Source organism: Desulfovibrio sp. UIB00 (genome assembly GCF_022508225.1).
In the GTDB taxonomy this organism is placed as follows: domain Bacteria; phylum Desulfobacterota; class Desulfovibrionia; order Desulfovibrionales; family Desulfovibrionaceae; genus Desulfovibrio.
This window is the reverse complement of sequence record NZ_JAETXJ010000007.1, coordinates 46,792-64,271: the sequence shown is the minus strand read 5'-3', so window position 1 is coordinate 64,271 and position 17,480 is coordinate 46,792. Positions and strand designations below refer to the sequence as shown.

18 protein-coding genes and 1 tRNA gene are annotated in these 17,480 nt (G+C 54.2%); 13 read left to right on the top strand and 6 right to left on the bottom strand.

Annotation, left to right across the window (positions count from 1 at the left end):
* Positions 1-5: 5 nt before the first annotated feature.
* Positions 6-1,187, top strand: coding sequence for a quinone-interacting membrane-bound oxidoreductase complex subunit QmoC (gene qmoC, locus JMF94_RS11575; protein WP_240825252.1), 1,182 nt, complete (start codon positions 6-8; stop codon positions 1,185-1,187).
* A 103-nt stretch (positions 1,188-1,290) separates the two neighbouring features.
* Positions 1,291-2,013 (top strand): hypothetical protein, encoded by a 723-nt coding sequence (locus tag JMF94_RS11570; RefSeq protein WP_240825251.1) that lies wholly within the window; start codon positions 1,291-1,293, stop codon positions 2,011-2,013.
* Positions 2,014-2,229: 216 nt separating this feature from the next.
* On the opposite strand, the gene JMF94_RS11565 is transcribed toward JMF94_RS11570, so the two are convergent.
* The 4 genes from JMF94_RS11565 to JMF94_RS11550 form a co-directional block, all read right to left on the bottom strand.
* Positions 2,230-2,466 (bottom strand): SlyX family protein, encoded by a 237-nt coding sequence (locus JMF94_RS11565; RefSeq protein WP_022657521.1) that lies wholly within the window; start codon positions 2,464-2,466, stop codon positions 2,230-2,232.
* Positions 2,467-2,499: 33 nt separating this feature from the next.
* A complete protein-coding gene (locus JMF94_RS11560; RefSeq protein WP_240825372.1) occupies positions 2,500-4,599 on the bottom strand; it encodes a YgiQ family radical SAM protein in 2,100 nt (699 codons plus the stop codon).
* 298 nt (positions 4,600-4,897) lie between these two features.
* Positions 4,898-5,281, bottom strand: a complete 384-nt coding sequence (locus tag JMF94_RS11555; RefSeq protein WP_192112653.1) for an EF-hand domain-containing protein — start codon at positions 5,279-5,281, stop codon at positions 4,898-4,900.
* A gap of 116 nt (positions 5,282-5,397) precedes the next feature.
* On the bottom strand, positions 5,398-5,799 hold the full coding sequence (locus tag JMF94_RS11550; protein ID WP_240825250.1) for a hypothetical protein: 402 nt from the start codon (positions 5,797-5,799) through the stop codon (positions 5,398-5,400).
* Between the two features lie 200 nt (positions 5,800-5,999).
* On the opposite strand from JMF94_RS11550, the gene JMF94_RS11545 reads away from it, so the two are divergent.
* The 10 genes from JMF94_RS11545 (at position 6,000) to JMF94_RS11500 (ending at position 13,950) form a co-directional block, all read left to right on the top strand.
* On the top strand, positions 6,000-7,778 hold the full coding sequence (locus JMF94_RS11545) for a methyl-accepting chemotaxis protein (RefSeq protein WP_240825249.1): 1,779 nt from the start codon (positions 6,000-6,002) through the stop codon (positions 7,776-7,778).
* A 536-nt stretch (positions 7,779-8,314) separates the two neighbouring features.
* Positions 8,315-9,583 (top strand): RHS repeat-associated core domain-containing protein, encoded by a 1,269-nt coding sequence (locus tag JMF94_RS11540; protein WP_240825248.1) that lies wholly within the window; start codon positions 8,315-8,317, stop codon positions 9,581-9,583.
* The gene (locus JMF94_RS11535; protein WP_240825247.1) at positions 9,561-10,031 is read left to right on the top strand and encodes an NlpC/P60 family protein; all 471 of its coding nucleotides are present in this window, start codon (positions 9,561-9,563) and stop codon (positions 10,029-10,031) included. The genes JMF94_RS11540 and JMF94_RS11535 overlap by 23 nt, the downstream gene beginning before the upstream one ends.
* 174 nt (positions 10,032-10,205) lie before the next feature.
* A complete protein-coding gene (locus tag JMF94_RS11530) occupies positions 10,206-10,643 on the top strand; it encodes a hypothetical protein (RefSeq protein WP_240825246.1) in 438 nt (145 codons plus the stop codon).
* Positions 10,644-10,660: 17 nt separating this feature from the next.
* Entirely contained in the window at positions 10,661-11,125 is a 465-nt protein-coding gene (locus tag JMF94_RS11525) for a DUF3828 domain-containing protein (RefSeq protein WP_240825245.1), read from the top strand.
* A 181-nt stretch (positions 11,126-11,306) separates the two neighbouring features.
* Entirely contained in the window at positions 11,307-11,744 is a 438-nt protein-coding gene (locus JMF94_RS11520; RefSeq protein WP_240825243.1) for a hypothetical protein, read from the top strand.
* A 17-nt stretch (positions 11,745-11,761) separates the two neighbouring features.
* The gene (locus JMF94_RS11515; RefSeq protein ID WP_240825241.1) at positions 11,762-12,226 is read left to right on the top strand and encodes a DUF3828 domain-containing protein; all 465 of its coding nucleotides are present in this window, start codon (positions 11,762-11,764) and stop codon (positions 12,224-12,226) included.
* A gap of 181 nt (positions 12,227-12,407) precedes the next feature.
* Positions 12,408-12,845, top strand: a complete 438-nt coding sequence (locus JMF94_RS11510) for a hypothetical protein (protein WP_240825239.1) — start codon at positions 12,408-12,410, stop codon at positions 12,843-12,845.
* Positions 12,846-12,856: 11 nt separating this feature from the next.
* A complete protein-coding gene (locus JMF94_RS11505) occupies positions 12,857-13,327 on the top strand; it encodes a hypothetical protein (protein WP_215648264.1) in 471 nt (156 codons plus the stop codon).
* 125 nt (positions 13,328-13,452) lie between these two features.
* A complete protein-coding gene (locus tag JMF94_RS11500) occupies positions 13,453-13,950 on the top strand; it encodes a GNAT family N-acetyltransferase (protein ID WP_240825237.1) in 498 nt (165 codons plus the stop codon).
* Positions 13,951-14,075: 125 nt separating this feature from the next.
* Here the strand turns inward: JMF94_RS11500 and JMF94_RS11495 are convergent, their stop codons facing one another.
* Both JMF94_RS11495 and JMF94_RS11490 read right to left on the bottom strand, forming a co-directional pair.
* A complete protein-coding gene (locus JMF94_RS11495) occupies positions 14,076-15,341 on the bottom strand; it encodes an AMP-binding protein (protein ID WP_022659670.1) in 1,266 nt (421 codons plus the stop codon).
* A 148-nt stretch (positions 15,342-15,489) separates the two neighbouring features.
* Positions 15,490-16,884: a ClC family H(+)/Cl(-) exchange transporter gene (locus tag JMF94_RS11490; RefSeq protein WP_240825235.1), complete on the bottom strand. Its 1,395-nt coding sequence runs from the start codon at positions 16,882-16,884 to the stop codon at positions 15,490-15,492.
* Positions 16,885-17,057: 173 nt separating this feature from the next.
* Between JMF94_RS11490 and JMF94_RS11485 the strand changes: the two genes are divergently transcribed.
* A tRNA-Phe gene (locus tag JMF94_RS11485) sits at positions 17,058-17,133 on the top strand.
* Positions 17,134-17,480: the final 347 nt, after the last annotated feature.

Below are 17,480 nucleotides of genomic sequence, written 5' to 3'. Positions count from 1 at the left end.
CAGCAATGGCACAATGTACAATCAAACCTGATATGGAGTTTGTCAGGGCGCTGGAAGAATCTGGGGGAGAATCCCTCAAGAAGTGCTACCAGTGCGCCACCTGCTCCGTGGCCTGCCCTCTCGCTCCGGCCAATGCGCCTTATCCGCGCAAAGAAATGGTCTGGGCGTCCTGGGGCCTTAAAGACAAGCTGCGCGCCGATGTTGACCTGTGGCTCTGCCACAACTGCGGCAACTGCTCCGACCTTTGCCCGCGCGGCGCCAAGCCTGCGGACCTCATGGGCGCAGCGCGCAACGTCATTTACCGCGAACTGACCGAACCCACCTGCGTGGGCAAGCTCATGAGCAAGCCTGCTGGCCTGCCTGTGCTCTTCGCCATCCCGGCTGTACTGTGGCTCTTTGTGTGGTGGATTCGCGCTGGTTTCAACGGCGGTCAGTGGTTCCCCCGCGCAGCCGATGGCCGCATTGTTTTTGGTCAGATTTTTTACGGCGACTACACCATCGACCCCATCTTCATGCTCACCTTCTTTGGCGCGGCCTTGATCATCGCGCGGGGCGTCATGAAACTTTGGGGCATGTTCAAGCCTGAAGGCTCACTGGCCGTCATTGGCAAGAAAAAGTGCTGGATCTGGCATTTGTGGGACGTGCTGTGGGATGAAGTCATCACCCACCGCAAGTTTGACGACTGCGAAGACGGCCCCGTCACCGGCAAGGAAACCCCCAACCGTAAGTTTGGCCACATGCTGCTGGTTTACAGCTTTGCCATCCTGGCCTTTGTTACGGCGGTTGTGGCTGTTGGTCACTGGGGCGGCAAGGTTATTCCGCTCATCCACATTGAAACGCCCATGCCGCTGCTCTTCCCGGTGAAGATTCTGGCCAACCTGGGCGCGCTCATGCTGCTGGCCGGTCTTGCCATCCTGACCGTCCGCCGCGTGATGCTGAATCCCAAGTTCCAGGGTTCCAGCTGGTATGACTGGTATCTGCTGGGCATCATCTGGCTGGTGGCCGTCACCGGTGTGCTGTCGCAGTGCTTCCGCCTTGCGGACGCCCTTGTGCCTGCCTTCCTGGTGTACTACCTGCACCTGGTATTTGTGTGGATGCTTTTCGCTTACCTGCCCTGGTCTAAGCTTGGCCACTTCGTGTACCGCACGGCGGCCCTGGTTTACGCCCGCATGTACGGCAGAAGCTAACGGCATTGGCCCCTGGCCTTGCGCTGGGGGCCACCCTTGAGGATGCGCACAGTTCCCCGTGAGCTTTTCTGAAAAAAATACGATCTCCGAGGAGGAGGCCGCCATGTCCGATACATCTCGTAAGGTTTTTCCCGTGGAGTCCGTGCTTGCCCTGGTTGTGGGCAAGGAGGGCGTAGACGTCAAGGAAATCGCCGGTTTTGTTGCCGGTCGTTCCGTTGCCTGTGATACCTGCGCCAAGGCCGTAGGCCCCTTTGCCGCCGCATGGCTGGCCCGCTGGTACCCCAAGTTTGCCGACCTGAACTGGGTTGAAGGCCAGTCCTGGGACGCCTTTGTCAACACTGGGCGCAGCGCCCTTGGCGACAATGTTTCCCTCACCTGCATGGACGGCCTGACCAAGGCCCTGTGCGACAAGGTGCTGAACTACCTTGGCGAAACCTACGCCAGCATGGCCGCTCAGACCGCCGCCGCCGTGGCCCTTGAAGACCGAGTGCGTGCTTTGGAACCCGCTGAAGCCCGCGCTGCCGCTCTTTCCAAAAAAGTTGATGAGCTTGAAGCTAAAATCAAGACCATGAACACCGATATGGGCGGTCTGCGCAAGCAGGTTGCCGAATTCCAGGGCAAGGTCGCCATCAACCATGACGAACTGATGATGAACATCAAGGACGCCATCAAGGACGGCCTGAAAGGCATGGTTGTGGGCGGCGCCGCCGCTGGTGCTGCCGCCGCTGCCGGTGATGAAGCTGCTCCTGCTGCTGAAGAAAACGCCGTGCCGGACGATTTCGGCTTTGGTGCTTCCGGCGCCAACAACGACGGCTTCGGCTTCTAAAGCAAAGACTGCCTGTGAGAGGGTTCGGAGCAAGGCCCCGAACCCTCAGACGAATAAAAAACCCGCCATCTGGCGGGTTTTTTATTCGCGGCAGTACTATACCACACTGAGCTTGTGAGCTTTCTGGAGGCGGTGTGCGTCTGACGCCCTCGGTTGCGATAACAGCCGCATGGCAGCCCTTGGCGCGCATTCTTCATATACTGCGTGGGCGCTCTGCTACCAGCGCTCGGGCATGGAGTGGGGCGGCAGCGAATTTTCCGGCTGGTCGCCAAGCTTTTCGCGCAACAGACGGATCACGGATGTGGCATCGGAAAAATCCTGCTCCAGTTTGTCCAGTTGCAACTGTTGGGCGGTAAGCGCCGCATCAAGAGCCTTGATGCGTTCCTCCTGAAAAAAGGTCAGTTCTTCCAGACGGGTCAGCCGATCATCTTCTGAAGTCAGTGGGCGGGACATGGTTGCCTCCTTGTGAAACACCTGTTGGCACAGCTACGCGCGGCTTCCGCCGCGTCGTCCATTGCTTCGTTTGCTGTTGCGTTCAGCGCCTCGATCCTCAGAACCGAAGCGTGAGTCCTTGCCCCTTTGCGGGTTATCACCCCTGGCCGGTCTGCCTTTTGCTGCACCACGATCATTGTCTTCCCACCGTGCAGTCCTGTCATCCCGCTGCCCTTGCGGGCCACGGGAAGGCCTTGCCCTGTCCTCTGGCTTGCCAGCTCTTCCGGGCCGTGTGCTGTCAGACTTGCGAGCGTCTCCATGCGCGCCGGGCCGTGTGTTGGGCCTGTCACCGGGCCGCGAACCGGGCCGCCGTGGGGCGTCACCGTCCTCCGCAGCAGGCATCAGGATATAGTGCTGGCGCATGCGCTGGGCATCTGTGCGGGCAACATAAATCTGCTCGCCAAGTTCATCGCGCCCGCAATAAAACATGGCCGTGGCAATTGTGCCGGGGGTGGGAATAAAACACTGCGTCTGCTGCGGATTCCAGTGCCGTTGCCGCAACCAGTGCGACAGGGTGCGCATGTCTTCATCCGTACAGCCGGGGAAACCGCTCATGAGATACGGCACCACGTACTGTTCCCGCCCTGCGGCGCGGCTTTGGCGCACAAAGCTCTCCAGAAAAGCTTCAAACACGTCCAGCGAGGGTTTGCGCATGAGCTCAAGCACAGAGGGCGCGCAATGTTCCGGCGCAACCTTGAGCTGACCGCCCGTAAATTCGCCAGTGTAAGCGGCGAGGGCCTCGGCGTCACGCAGGGCAAGGTCGGCGCGAACGCCGCTAGCCACCCGGGCCTGCTTGACTTCCGGCAGGGCGGCAACCTTGCGCAGCAGCTCCACATGTTTGCGCTGCGGCGTGATGAAGGATTTGCACACGCTCGGGAAACAGCAACTGGTGCGGCGGCAGGCGCTTTTAACTCGTGGCTTGGCCGAGTCATCGTTCTGCGCATTGCGGCTGTCCAGCGCGCAGTGCCCCTGCCACATGTTGGCTGTGGGGCCGCCCACGTCAGAAATAGCCACTGGGCCTTTGCCTCGTGCCACATTTTGCTGCCCCAGCAGGCGCGCCTCGGCAAGAATGGATTGCTCGGAGCGCGAACTGATGCGCCTGCCCTGATGCAGAGCCAGCGAACAGAACGAGCAACCCCCGCCGCAACCCCTGTGACTTGTGATGCTGGTACGCATCATTTCCGCCGCAGGGATGGCCTCCCTGTAGCGCGGGTGCGCCATCCGGGTGAAAGGCAGAGTGTAGAGGTCGTCCATTTCTTCGGTGGTCAGCGGCTGGGCGGGGCGGGCCAGCACTACGGCGCGGTCGCCCACAGGCTCAAAGGCCCAGGCGTCAAGGCGGTGTACCTGCCGTTCCAGTTCCTGCGTCAGTTTGAGCAACTGAAAGGAGTCCGCCAAAATTTCATCATGCGAGGGCAGGGCAACCCACGGTTCGCCTTCAAGGGCAGGTGGCAGATTGGCCGGATGCCCGGAAGCGTCCAGCTTGTTCATCCAGGCTGTGCCGGGGATGCCGCGAATATCTTCCCCCTTGTCCAGGCGTTGGGCGCATTCAATGATGGCCTTTTCGCCCATGCCCCAGATGAGCAGGTCAGCCTTGGCATCCATAAGAATGGGTTTGCGCAGGGAGTCTGTCCAGAAATCGTAGTGGGAAACGCGGCGCAGGCTGGCCTCAATGCCGCCAAGAATGATGGGCAGGCCGGGAAAGGCCCGCCGGGCAAGGTTGGCATAGACCAGACACGCCCGGTTGGGGCGCGCCCCAGCTTTGCCGCCGGGCGTGTAGGCATCGTCGTGGCGTTTTTTGCGAAAGGCCGTGTAGTGCGCCAGCAGGGAATCAAGCGCTCCGGCGCTCACCCCGGCAAACAGGCGCGGGCGGCCCATGACGAGCAGATCGTCAGTATTTTCCCAGCCGGGCTGGGCCACAATGCCGGTACGGAAGCCGTGGTGGATCAGCCAGCGGGCCAGCAGCACGTTACCGAACGAAGGGTGGTCAACGTAGGCATCGCCGTTGATCAGCAGCACATCAAGCTGATCCCAGCCAAGGGCGCGCATTTCTTCCGCGCTCATGGGCACGAAACGCGGCTGACGCAAACGCCCCATCGGCTGTGCACCGCCAGCGCCTGCCTGCGGCGCGTCCGCCCACAGAGATTCTGGGGCAATTGCCTTGCGTTGCTGCGCGTTCTCGCGCAGCAGATCGGGAAAGGGCGGCTTGCGCGTGGGTGCGGGCTTGTTATCTGCACGCGCGGAAGCTCTGGCACCCTGTCGGCGCGGCGCACCCTTGGGCGCGTCAGCAGAAAGCGGAACGGCAGCCGTTTTTGATCTTTCGGGCTGCCGCTCAGGAGCAGCACAGCCCTGGTCGCCGTGCTGACGCCAGGGCTGCGGAAATGGCGCGGGGCGTTTATTTGCCATTGGGGGGCGTCACCAGGGGCATGTCTGCACTGCCGGGAGTGGGCATCATGGCGTTGCCGGGCATGCCGTTCTGGCCGCCCATCATGTTGCCCATGCTGCCACCCATGTGGCCGGAGGAATGGTTGGATACAAACTCGTCCCATTCAGCGCGGTCAATAACTTTATCTCCGTTTTTGTCAATAACGGCAAAGGCTTCTTCGCGCATGTTGGGGAAGTAAGCCTTGAATTCCTCGTAGGACACCTTGTCGTCCTTGTTAGTATCCATCATGGCAAATTTATCAACCTTGGCCGTATCGGTTGCGGCGGGGTTGGCCTGGGCAGATGCGGCCCAAAGGCAGAGCACGGCAGCGAGGGCTATGTGCAGAAGCTTCATGGGGGATCTCCTTGTGGGGTGTTGAGCCGTCAGCGCTTGGGTTCTGCCTGCGGCGGTGCTGTATTCCAAGATAAAGCCTTGCCAGCTATCGGCAAGGTCAAAATTTCAAGTCCGGCTTACTCTGTTCTGAAATCAAGGCCCAGTTTTTCCATGCGGTCAATGCACAGAGTAAGATTGTCGGGCTGTCCCGGCTTGTGATTATCGGGGTAGAGCAGGGCTGACATATAAAAAATTGAGTTCAGACGCAAAGACATTCTGGCACTTGCCGAAAAGCCTTCTAGAGCGAGCGCGTAATTGAAGCGCGTTTCGCCCGGCAGCGGTTCAAGCAGGGGCTTGGCGTCTTCGGCCATGGCTGCAAGCAGTTCGGCCTTGAGGCGCATGTGTTCATTATGGCCGGGGGTATCCCCGGCGTCAAGGCTGGCAAGGGCCTGCGCCTCTGCCGCCATAACTTCGGCATGGCGGTTGCGCAGCCACTTGATAAGGCTTGCCAAGGCCTGTTCGCTGGTGTTAGCGCTCACGGGATTCTCCTTGCTGGGGTTCGGCGCGGCCTGCTGTGCAGCCGTGCATGATTTTTAAAATGATACAGTTCAGGCAAGAAGGCAACGCCGGGCATGTATTTTGCGGCGTTGACCATAACTGCCGTTGACTAGTGCGGTGTATTGGTAGGATGATCAAAATAGATCCCCCCTCACGATTTATCCGCGTAGTGGAGGACACTATGGGCATGTCGCTTCGGGTTAAACTGGCAAGCGGTTTTGGCGTGATCCTGCTGATTTTTGCCATATCCGGCAGTCTGGCAATGCTGGCCTTGCGCGCGCAGCGCGAAACGCTGGGCATGCTGGGCAGGCATGAACTGCCCAGCATCAATCTGCTGCATGAAGCATCCCTGGATATGCAGCTTTACCGCAAGGCTGAAAAAGACATCCTGCTGAACATGGGCGACAGCAAGGCGCTCAAAGGGTATCTGGGCAAGCTGAATGAAATTGCGGCTGAACTGGACGAGACCCTGCGAAAGCTGGAGGCCGCCCTGCGGGGCAATCCCCAGGCCGGAGCCAAGGCCGAGGCTCTGGCGCAGGAGGCGACACAGGCATTTGCGGCTTACGATGCCGTGGTGCGCCGCACTTCATCAGATATAGCTTCCGGCTCTGGCAGCATGAGCGCCGCACAGGCCAATGCCTACTACACAACCTACAAGAATCACGTTCATACTACCGAAAAAAATCTGGAAGCGCTGGAAACCCAGTTCATGGAACGCGTGGTATCCAGCCAGCGTGAACTGGCAGAGCAAACGCGCGGCACAGAACGCCTGCTGCTGATATCCATTTGCGGCAGCGTTGTATGCGGCGCAGGTATTGCCCTGCTGGTGCTGCTGTCTGTAACCCGGCCTCTGGGGCGGGTGATCAGCTTTGCGCGCGCCGTGGCTGGCGGAGACCTCGAGGCCCGGGCCAGCGGCAGTTACAGTGCGGAAATGGCCGCGCTGCGCGACAGCATTGAGGGCATGGTGGGCACTCTCAAGGGCAAGATAGCCGAAACCGAGCACAAAAGCGCCGAGGCTGCGGAAGAAGGCCGCCGCGCCCGCCAGGCAGCGGATGAAGCTCAGGCCGCCAAGGCAGCAGCAGAACGAGCCAGGGCGGAGGGCATGATGGAAGCCGCCGCACAGCTTGAGCGCGCGGTGGAGGGGATTTCATCCGTTTCCGGGGATATATCTGCGCAGGTGCGCCAGGCCAGCCTTGGTGCGGAGCGCCAGTCCGCCCGCGTGGGCGAGGCCGCCACAGCCATTGAGCAGATGAACGCCACCGTGCTTGAGGTTGCCAAAAATGCCGCCAATACCGCGCAAAGCACGGATGCCGCGCACAGCAGGGCCAATGAAGGTTCCGGCGTCATGCATCAGGTGGTGGACGGCATGGGCGAGGTGCGGCGCGTCTCCGCCGAGCTGAAAAATTCCATGGATACGCTGGGCGGTATGGTGGGCAATATCGGGCAGATCATGTCTGTCATTTCAGATATTGCGGATCAGACCAACCTGCTGGCCTTGAATGCTGCCATTGAGGCGGCGCGGGCCGGGGACGCCGGGCGCGGCTTTGCCGTGGTGGCGGACGAGGTGCGCAAACTGGCGGAAAAAACCATGGGGGCCACCCGCGAGGTGGGCGAGGCTGTCAGCGGCATCCAGAGCGGCACCAGCGCCAACATAGAAAATATGGAGCGCGCCCTTGCCGCTGTGGAGCGCACAACGGAACTGGCCGGGCGTTGCGGCGAGGTGCTGCGGGAGATTGTGACCATGGTTGACGGCGCGAGCGATCAGGTGCGCGCCATTGCCACCGCCAGCGAAGAACAGTCTGCCACATCAGAAGAAATCACCCGCAGTATTGAAGAAATCAATGGTATTTCGCGCGATACAGCTTCGATTATGAACAAGTCCGCCCAGGCTGTGGAGCAGTTGGCGGGGCAGACGCGCGATTTGCAGGGCCTGGTGCAAAAGATGAAGTCTGGCGCGTAGCAACTGCCCTGAATGCCTCGCCTATGGCGGAGGGCAAGGCCCATCTTTACCAGATGCTTCATACCGGGCCTTGTTGCTGGCCTACGCGGATAAAGCTTCTGCTTGTAAATTGAGCAGATTCACGAGCGATTCATGCGCGGCAAAAAGTGATGTCTTAAAAAAGGCATCACTTTTTATTTTACAAAAAATTGTATTATATTAGATAGTTGTAAGTTTTATGAAGTAAAAAAATGCAAAATTTAATCATTTTTTTATTAAATAAAATCATATAGTTATAAATGTAGTGAAAATTTGCAACTTTCTTTGCCCTCATGTGTCGCTATTTAACTAGCTGAAATATCACATATTATTAGTGTTGCATGTGCCAAAAATTTACCTCCAGTTTACTGAAATGTTTCAGTCTTACAGAATAAAATTTTTGTGGCATTTATTTTGTTCGGACCCCGACTTGAAGTGTGGTGACCAATCTAGCAGCCCGCAGATTTGGAAATCCATGCATGAAATTCTTGGAATGAACAAAAAACAAAGAGGTTCTTATGCGTGACGCGCAAGTGGTGAGAAGACAAAATGGCCTGGCAATCCAGTATAAGTATGACGCTGCTGGACGCATTGCCCGAAAAACAGAGCAGTTTACCGGGGCCTCAAATGTGCTGGAGTATGCCTACGATGCCGAGGGCAGGCTGGCTGAGGTAAAAAACAACGCTGCCATTGCGGAAACATATAAATACAGCGCTTCTGGCCAGCGCGTGCGCAGCAAGGTCTGGTATGAGGGCTGCCCTTCCGCATCAACAAGCGCAATGGAAAAATCGCGCTATAGCTATAATGACAAAGGCCAGTTGGAAAGCGACGGGCAAAATCGCTATGCCTATGACAAATACGGTTCGGTAAGCAGCATCACGGGCAGGCGCGGCCTTCGGCTTGCCTACGGCAGCAGTACCATGCTGGGCAAGGCCGAGCTCAATGATGGTTGCGAGCTGCGCTACGCCTACAAGGGCACAAGGCTTTACAGGCGGTACCGCCACAACGACATTACGGGCGAATACCGCTGGAACGATCAGGAAAGGCTCGCAGGCTTTCGCGACCATGAACTGCGGCTGGAGTATGACTATGCCTACGATGCGGACGGCACCCTGAGCAGGATAGTCATTCGCCCCTTGGGCAAAACGGTTCTGGCTGCTGATGCCGCTCCGGAAAATGAACGCAACGGCTCGGACGGTTGGTTGCACTGGTTTGGCGCAGCAAATCGTAAGAAAAGAGTGTGCCAATGCCTCTCTGCATACCAACAGCTCCGCAACCCTTCTGATGCTGGCAAGCCAGAAAAGTCGGCTCTGGGAGGGGCAATGACCGACAGCGCCCCTGCCAGGGCGGCATCGGCGCTGTCGTCACTCGTGCTGGCGTGCTGCTGCGATCATCTGGGTACGCCACGCCTGTTTGTGGGGCCAGACGGCAAGGTGGTCAAGGAGGTTGTGCGCAGCAGTTTTGGCAAAATTGTTTATGATTCCTTACCCTGCCTCTATGTTCCCATAGGCTTTTGCGCCTGGCTGGAAGACAGGGACACCCACCTCATACGGTTTAACTGGCGCGACTATGATCCGCGCATTGGCAGATTTATGTCGCTTGACCCTGCAAACGACACGCGCGGCGATGGTGACCTCTACGACTATTGCGTGGATGACCCGGTCAACAGGCACGATGCCAGCGGGCTTATCAACTACTGGGCCGGAACTGCGGGCGCCAGTATCCCGAGAGGTTATGCACCGGGCAAATGTTGGTCGCAATGCCATGAGCGAGAGGGAAGAGCTTAAACGGTCTGCCATATCGCGCAACGGCATGATGCGGAGGGAGGAGATTTTGCCGAATGACAAGCCATTGCCCAGGTGGGATCTCGATGCGGCCATCGCTCGCTTGCATTCTCAGGTACTCCCCGGCTCTGACAGTCGGTGCGGTGAATTTGTCCACAAGGCCATTGATGCAGGCGGAATCATACTCAACACATCATACAATCCTCATGGGGTCAGTGCTAGTGGGTATGGCCCCATTCTGCGCCACGCAGGGTTTAGAACGGTGACTCCAGGCGAGAAGCTACAAAAGGGGGATGTCGTGGTTTTTCAAGCTATTAAAGGTCATAAGGATGGCCATGTTGCCATGTTTGACGGAAAACAATGGATATCAGACTTTAAGCAAGACAGCATATACGCGGCCACAGATTATCAAAAGGTTGACGCGCCTTATGTTATTTACCGGAGGCCATAAATATGCTAAATGATATAGGCAACTAACTCATATTCAGGGATGAGTTAGTAAATTATGGAATGATCAGTGCCCGCATAGCAAGGCGTGCTCCCTGGCAATAAAAAATCCTGCCCCGGTGGCGTGAACACAGAGCCACAGGGGCAGGATAGCAAGAAACAATAGAGGAATCAAAACATGCCTATTCGTAAGATATTTATTTGTGTGCTCACAGGCCTGCTGTGTCTTGGCCTTTTGTGCCCCAAGGCAGCAGACGCAGCACAAACCCCGCAGGAATTTGTTAAGGAGTTTTTTGGGTGGTATCTATCCAAGCATTATGAACATAAGGATATTCTAGAAGATGGAAAACTGCCAGGATATGTTGATGAAACGCTTATTGGATACCTCAAACAAAAAGAAGTAACAAGCTTATATTATTTTACGCAAATGGGTGAAACGATGCAATTTAAAGATTGCCGTGTGCTTGTAAATAATGCTCTTTCCATGACAGACGATGTCTATGTTGTTCCTGTAATATTTAAGGGAAAAGATTTTTATAATGTCGTCATAGCATATGTAAAAAAAACTGGAACAGAATTTAAAATTGCATCCATATCAGATGCCTACCAATACTAAATTGGCAGGAAATACATATGAAAAAATTTCTTCTTATATGCTTGCTTTTTTGCATAGGATTGTTTCAATTATGCCCACAAGTTGCACGCGCGCAAGATGTTGAGTCCTTTGTGCAGGATTTTTATACATGGTATATGAAGCAATCACTGGCAACAGATCGTCGTCCTGTCTTTGATGATGGCATGTTTAAATACGTGTGCAAATGTACCGCAAAAAGAGTACGCCTTGATTATAAAAGAGTAGTAGCTGATTCTGACTATTTTCTTAGGGGGCAAGACTTTGGAAAAGAATTGTTGGATAACCTCATGGTAGGTAAATCCATTGACGTGGACGATAGTCTCAGTCTTGTGCCGGTGAGTGTGTCCTTTAGGAATGAGTACGCACCGTATATTGTAGTTTATGTGGAAAAAACAAAGGGTCGCATGTGCATAAGTAAGGTAGAAGATTCCCATGGGCCTAATTTTCGCGCGCCTGTGTACTGATTTGCTGCGCTAATTGGTTAGCGAAGTCTTGATGAGCTCTAAGGCTTGAATCTGTCCTTTGCGTTGTGGCATGGCCTCGCTCAAAACTGGCCGCAACCTGCGCTTAAAGTTATCCATGTATGCGCCCGGTGAGCAGTGTTTCGCCGGGCGCAGTTTGCAAAATCAACGTAGGAATAAACACATGCGCATTCGCAAAATACTTATTTGTGTGCTCACAAGCATGTTGTGTCTTGGCATCTTTTGCCCCAAGGCGGCAGATGCAGCACAAACGCCGCAGGAATTTGTTAAGGAATTTTATGAGTGGTATCTCACTAAACATTATGTGCTTGATAATGTTCTAACAGAAGAAAAACTGCCAGAATATGTTGATGAAACTCTTATCGCTTATCTCAAGCAGAAAGAAGTAACAAGTTTATATTATTTTACACAAATGGGCGAAACGATGCAATTTAAAGATTGCCGTGTGCTTGTAAATAATGCTCTTTCCATGACAGACGATGTCTATGTTGTTCCTGTAATGTTTAAGGGAAAAGATTTTTATAATGTCGTCATAGCATATGTAAAAAAAACTGGAACAGAATTTAAAATTTCATCCATATCAGATGCCTACCCATACTAAATTGGCAGGAAATACATATGAAAAAATTTCTCCTTATATGCTTGTTTTTTTGCATAGGATTGTTTCAATTATGCCCGCAAGTTGCACGCGCGCAAGATGTTGAGTTCTTTGTGCGGGATTTTTATACATGGTATATGAAGCAATCGCTGGCGACAGATGATCGTCCTGTTTTTGACGATACCATATTTAAGTACGTGTGCAAATGCACAGCAAAAAGAGTACGCCTTGATTATAAAAGAGTGGTAGGTGATTCAGACTATTATATTAAGGGGCAAGATTTTGGCAAAGAATTGCTAGATAACCTCATGGTAGGTAAATCCATTGATGTGGACGATAGTCTTAGTCTTGTTCCTGTAAGTATACTCTTTAGGAAGGAGTATGCACCAGATATTGTAGTATATGTGGAAAAAACAAATGGGCGTATGTGTATCAGCAAGGTGGAGCGTGCCCTCTGGCCTAATTTTCGCGCGCCTGTGTACTGATTTGCTGCGCTAATTGGTTAGCGAAGTCTTGATGAGCTCTAAGGCTTGAATCTGTCCTTTGCGTTGTGGCATGGCCTCGCTCAAAACTGGCCGCAACCCGCGCTTAAAGTTATCCATGTATGCGCCCGGTGAGCAGTGTTTCGCCGGGCGCAGTTTGCAAAATCAACGTAGGAATAAGCATATGCTCATTCGCAAAATATGTATTTGTGCGCTTACAGGCATACTGTGTCTTGGCTTTTTTTGCCCCAAGGCAGCAGACGCAGCACAAACACCGCAGGAATTTGTTAAAGAATTTTATGAATGGTATATTATCAAACATTATGAGCAGAATGATATTCTTGAAAATGAAAACTTGCCGAAATACGTTGATGAATCGCTCATTGCGTATCTCAAGAAGAAAGGATCATCAGACTTGTATTACTTCACGCAAATGGGTGACACACTGGAATTTAAGGAAAGTTGTATTTTTGTAAAAAGTGTTCTCTCTATGGCGGATGGAGTCTTTGTCGTTCCTGTGACATTCAAAGGTAAAGACTTTGAGTACTATGTGATTGCATATATAAAAAAGACTGAATCGAGTTATAAAATAGCATCCATATCTGATGCCTACCCATACTAAAGGGAAAACATATGAAAAAGATTCTTCTTATCTGCCTATTTATAATCATGAGCTTGCTGCAAGCCAGTCCACAAGTTGCGTACGCGCAAGACGTGGAGTCTTTTGTACGGGACTTTTATAAATGGTATCTGAAGCAATCGCTGGCGACAGACGATCTTCCTGTTTTTGATCAAGCCATATTTAAATACGTGTGCAGATGTACAGCCAAGCGAGTTCAGTTTGACTATAAGAGGGGAGTAGGCGGGGATGATGCTGATTACTATCTGAAGGGGCAAGACGTTGGACGAAAAGATCTGGAAAACCTGATGGTTGGTAAATCAATTTCCGTAAACGAGAGTCTCAGTCTTGTGCCTGTGAGTATGAGCTATCGCAAAGAATACGCACCTTACGTTGTGGTTTATGTGGAAAAAAATAAGGGTCATATGTGTATCAGTAAGGTAGAGCGTAACATTGGATTCAATCGTCGCGCGCCTGTGTATTGATTCGTTGTGATACTTGGTTGGCGGAGTCTTGCTATGTGCTCTCAGGCTGAAATCAACTTGGTACAAAGCATGATCGACTAGAGACAGGGGCAAGCCAGCAAAATCACCAGTAAAGAGTAAACTGCATGCAAGAATTCACAGTTAGACGTGTTCGTCAGGATGATTTGGAGAGTATAGCTGAAATAGAATCCGTGTGCTTTCCTGCGGCTGAAGCCGCCTCACGGGCATCCTTTAAGGAAAGGATTGCGGCTTTTCCTGAGTCTTTTCTTGTGGCTGAAGTCGGCGGTAAACTGGTTGGATATATTAATGGATGCGCTACCGATAGCCCCGTCATATACGATGAACTCTTTTATAGCACCTCTCACCACAATAAGACTGGGGAAAACCTAACTGTTTTCGGGCTGGCTGTGATTCCAGAATTTCGGAAGCAAGGCATTGCCTCCCAGCTAATGAAGCACTTTGTGCAAACAGCTAAAAAGTTAGGCAAAAAGAAAGTCATACTGACGTGCAAAGAGCAACTGATTCGCTACTATGAATGTTTTGGTTATGTGAATGATGGAATTTCGAAATCAAGTCATGGCGGAGCGCAGTGGTTTGATATGACGCTTGGGCTTGATACGTAAAGTAAACTGTAAAAATTGCAGTGTGGAAAAAGTGGTTTGCTTCTTTTCCACGCCGCTTGCGGTACTTTTAGAATTGCAAAAAACAAGCCCGGCTCTTGGCCGGGCTTGTTGCGTATATCTGCGGGTTAATCCCAGTGACGCTTGTCTTCGATGGGTCTGATCTGCGGGGGCAGGCTGCCGGGAGCCAGCACGCGCAGTTCGGGGCGCAGTTTGATCTTTTCGCGGAACTGGTGCAGCAGCTCTTCTTCGCGCTTGAAGCCGCTGGTTTCCACAAACAGGGTCATTTCGTCGATGCCGCCGGGGTTGGTGACTTCGATCTGCCAACGCTTGATTTCTTCAAAGCGGCTCATGACCTGTTCAACCTGATGCGGGTACACAAACATGCCCATGATGCGGGCGGTGGTGTCCACGCGGCCCACAATGCTGCCAAGGCGCGGGCTGGTGCGGCCGCAGGCGCAGGGGCTGCGGTCAATGTACGAAAGGTCGCCCGTGGCAAGGCGGATGAGCGGGTAGGTCTTGTTGAAGGCCGTCACCACGATTTCGCCCACTTCGCCGTCCTTCAGCGGGATGCCTGTGTCAGGATGGCAGATTTCCACGTAGCAGCGGTTGGCAATGTGCAGGCCGGTTTTGTGGAAGCATTCGTAGCCGATGCAGCCCACGTCGGCGGTGCCGTAGCCCTGACGCATGACGAGGTCGTACTTCTTTTCCATCTGGGAGCGCATCTTTTCAGACAGGCGTTCGCCGGTGACAAAGGCCACTTCAAGGAAAAGATCCTTGCGCAGGTTGAGGCCTTTTTCTTCGGCCTTTTGCGCAAGGTGCATGAGAAAGCTGGGCGTGCCCACATAGCCGGAGACGCGGAGCTTCTGCATGATGTCGAGCTGGGTGGCGGCGTCTGTGGGGCCGGCGGGAATAACCGCGCAGCCCAGATTGCGCAGCGGCTCTTCAAACATGAGGCCAGCGGGCGTCAACTGGTAGTTGAACGTGTTCTGCACGGCGTCGCCGGGGCGGAAGCCAACGGAATAGAAGGCTTCGGTGTAACCCCAGTAGTCTTCTCCACGGTCTTCGGGATCGAAGATGGGCCCAGGCGACAAAAAGATGCGCTTGAGCTCGCCGATATCCTTGGTCAGCAGACCGCCCAGGCGCGGCCCCATGGACTGAAGGAAGATAAGTTCTTTCTTCTTCAGGATGGGAATGTGCTTTATATCGGTAAGTGTTTTGAATTTCTCCACATTGAACTGCGCACGGTCGAAGCGTTTTTTAACGTCTTCTGAATAGCGGTATGCGTAGGAGAGCAAATCTTTGAGCTGAATAAGGCAGTACTGACGACGCTCACTTTCGTCCAGTACTTCTCGGCGGCTGTATATGCCTTCTGTGCGGTCTTTACGGGTCATACCTACTCCATGGGGCGCGGTTGGTTTTGCAATTGGTGAACATAGACACTCCAATTCCAAAACGCAAGCATTTTTTTAAAAATTCAAATATAACAAATAGTTATATGGGTAAAATTTTTGCGGCATCGTGCGCCTTTTGCACGACCTTTCATTTTTGCAGTTGTGTTGCGCTGCCTGACGCATCGGTATCATTGCCATTTTTGTCGCTTGGGGCTGCCGCGCCAGCCAGATCAAGGCAGCGGGCGCGCAGGCTGTCGTACACAGGCTCGGAGCGCAGGGCATTGGCGGTGAAGGCGGCAATATAAGCCGTGAGCACCACCGTGGGAATGTTATGGAACGATCCTGTCATTTCAAGCAGCAAAAATGCGCCGGTCAGCGGCGCGCGCACGGAACCGGCAAAAAGGCCGGTCATGCCGAGGGTCAGCACTGTGGCGGTCTGCTCCGGGCTGATAACTCCGGCAGATTGCAGGCCCGAGGCCACGCATGCCCCGCCAATGGAACCCATGAGCAGTACGGGCATCAGCAGGCCGCCGGAAACGCCGGAGGCAAAGCTTATCCATGAAAAAGCCATCTTTACCGCCAGTAGGCCAAACAGGCCCAGCAAGGGCAGGGGCAGGCTCTCAAGCTGTAAGGTGCTGAAGCCAATGCCCACAAGCACCTGCGGGCAGAGATAAAGCAGCGCGCCAGCCAGCATGAAGGGCAGGAGCACGCGCAAGGGGCGGGGCATCAGGGGGCTGTGGTCGGCCCAATGGGTGAGGCGCAGCAGTATCAGATTATAAAAAGCGCCCAGAACGCCCATTGCAATGCCGACAAAGGGGATGACCCACCACTGTGTCCAATGGATGAAGGGCTGTTGCGCAAAGGGGAACACCAGGCCGAATCCAAGCAAAACCTGCACCACAAACCACGCGGCAAGGGCGCACACGCCCGTAAACAGCAGCATGGGAGCGCTGAGGATAGTTTTCATTTCTTCAAAAGCAAAGAACATGCCCGCCAGGGGCGCGCCAAAAGCGGCGGCAAGCCCGGCAACGCTGCCACCCACAAGGTAACGCGGCAGGCTCTGCCCACTGCGCTCGCCCCACAGGTGCCCCACGCCAGCCCCCACGGCCGCGCCCATCATGATGGAAGGCCCCTCGCGGCCCACAGACAGGCCGCCACTGAGGGAAACGAGGGTTCCGGCAAACTTGCACAGCAGCACGCGCAGCCAGTTCATGCGCATCTGCCCGCGCACCATCAGCTCCACCTGCGGAATGCCACTGCCGCTCACAAGGGGTTCAAGGCGCAGGGCCAGCAGTGCCAGCAGGGCCAAGATCGCCAGGCCGCCGAAAATCCATGCTGCCGTAACCGGGTCATAAAGGTCGTGCTGGCGTATGGTGTGCACAAGCGCGGCGTTGATGTGGTCGTAAGCAAGGCGAAACAGGCCGATAACAGCGCCAGTGACGCCGCCGGTAACAAGGGCCTGCATGATGACGCGCCTGACGCCAATGTTGCGCAGGGCATCGAGATCCCGCAAGGTTGGGGGGATGGGGCTGTGAAAAGGCACGGTAAATCCTTGATTTGATCTGTTGACGGGGGAAAGTATGGCCGGAAGAAAGCCATATTTCAAGCCGTTGTACAAAATTCTTAAAAAAAAGCTTGCCAAAGTCAGCGCAAGTAGATAGAAGACTTTTCCAGCCGCTGTGAAAGAGCAAACGCTCTGGCGGCAAGCCCTAATGGGCCGAGGTAGCTCAGTTGGTAGAGCAGGGGACTGAAAATCCCCGTGTCGGCAGTTCAATTCTGTCCCTCGGCACCATATAGATTTCAAGGACTTACGCAGTACAAGCGTGAGTCCTTTTTCTGTTTATATGATTCTCTGGCCCCTTCTTGGCCCCTTATCTGTGGGGGCAGATTTTATATAAGTGCTCCCTGCGCCCCTTATGCCCATTCCTTCCTGCCATGCATTCGGGCGGGAGCGCCTATAACTGCTTTTATTGCAAGCCATTCGCCTTGCCGCGCTCGGTCTGCCCTTTCACGCTCTTGACAGAAAGAGTGATTGTGCGTCACATTTTTGTAAATGTGCCGTTCCCGTTATCCGTTACGCATCCCGCCCCAGAATCACGCACGTAACCCGTCCTTGCCCTAAATCCCGCGCAGCCCTTT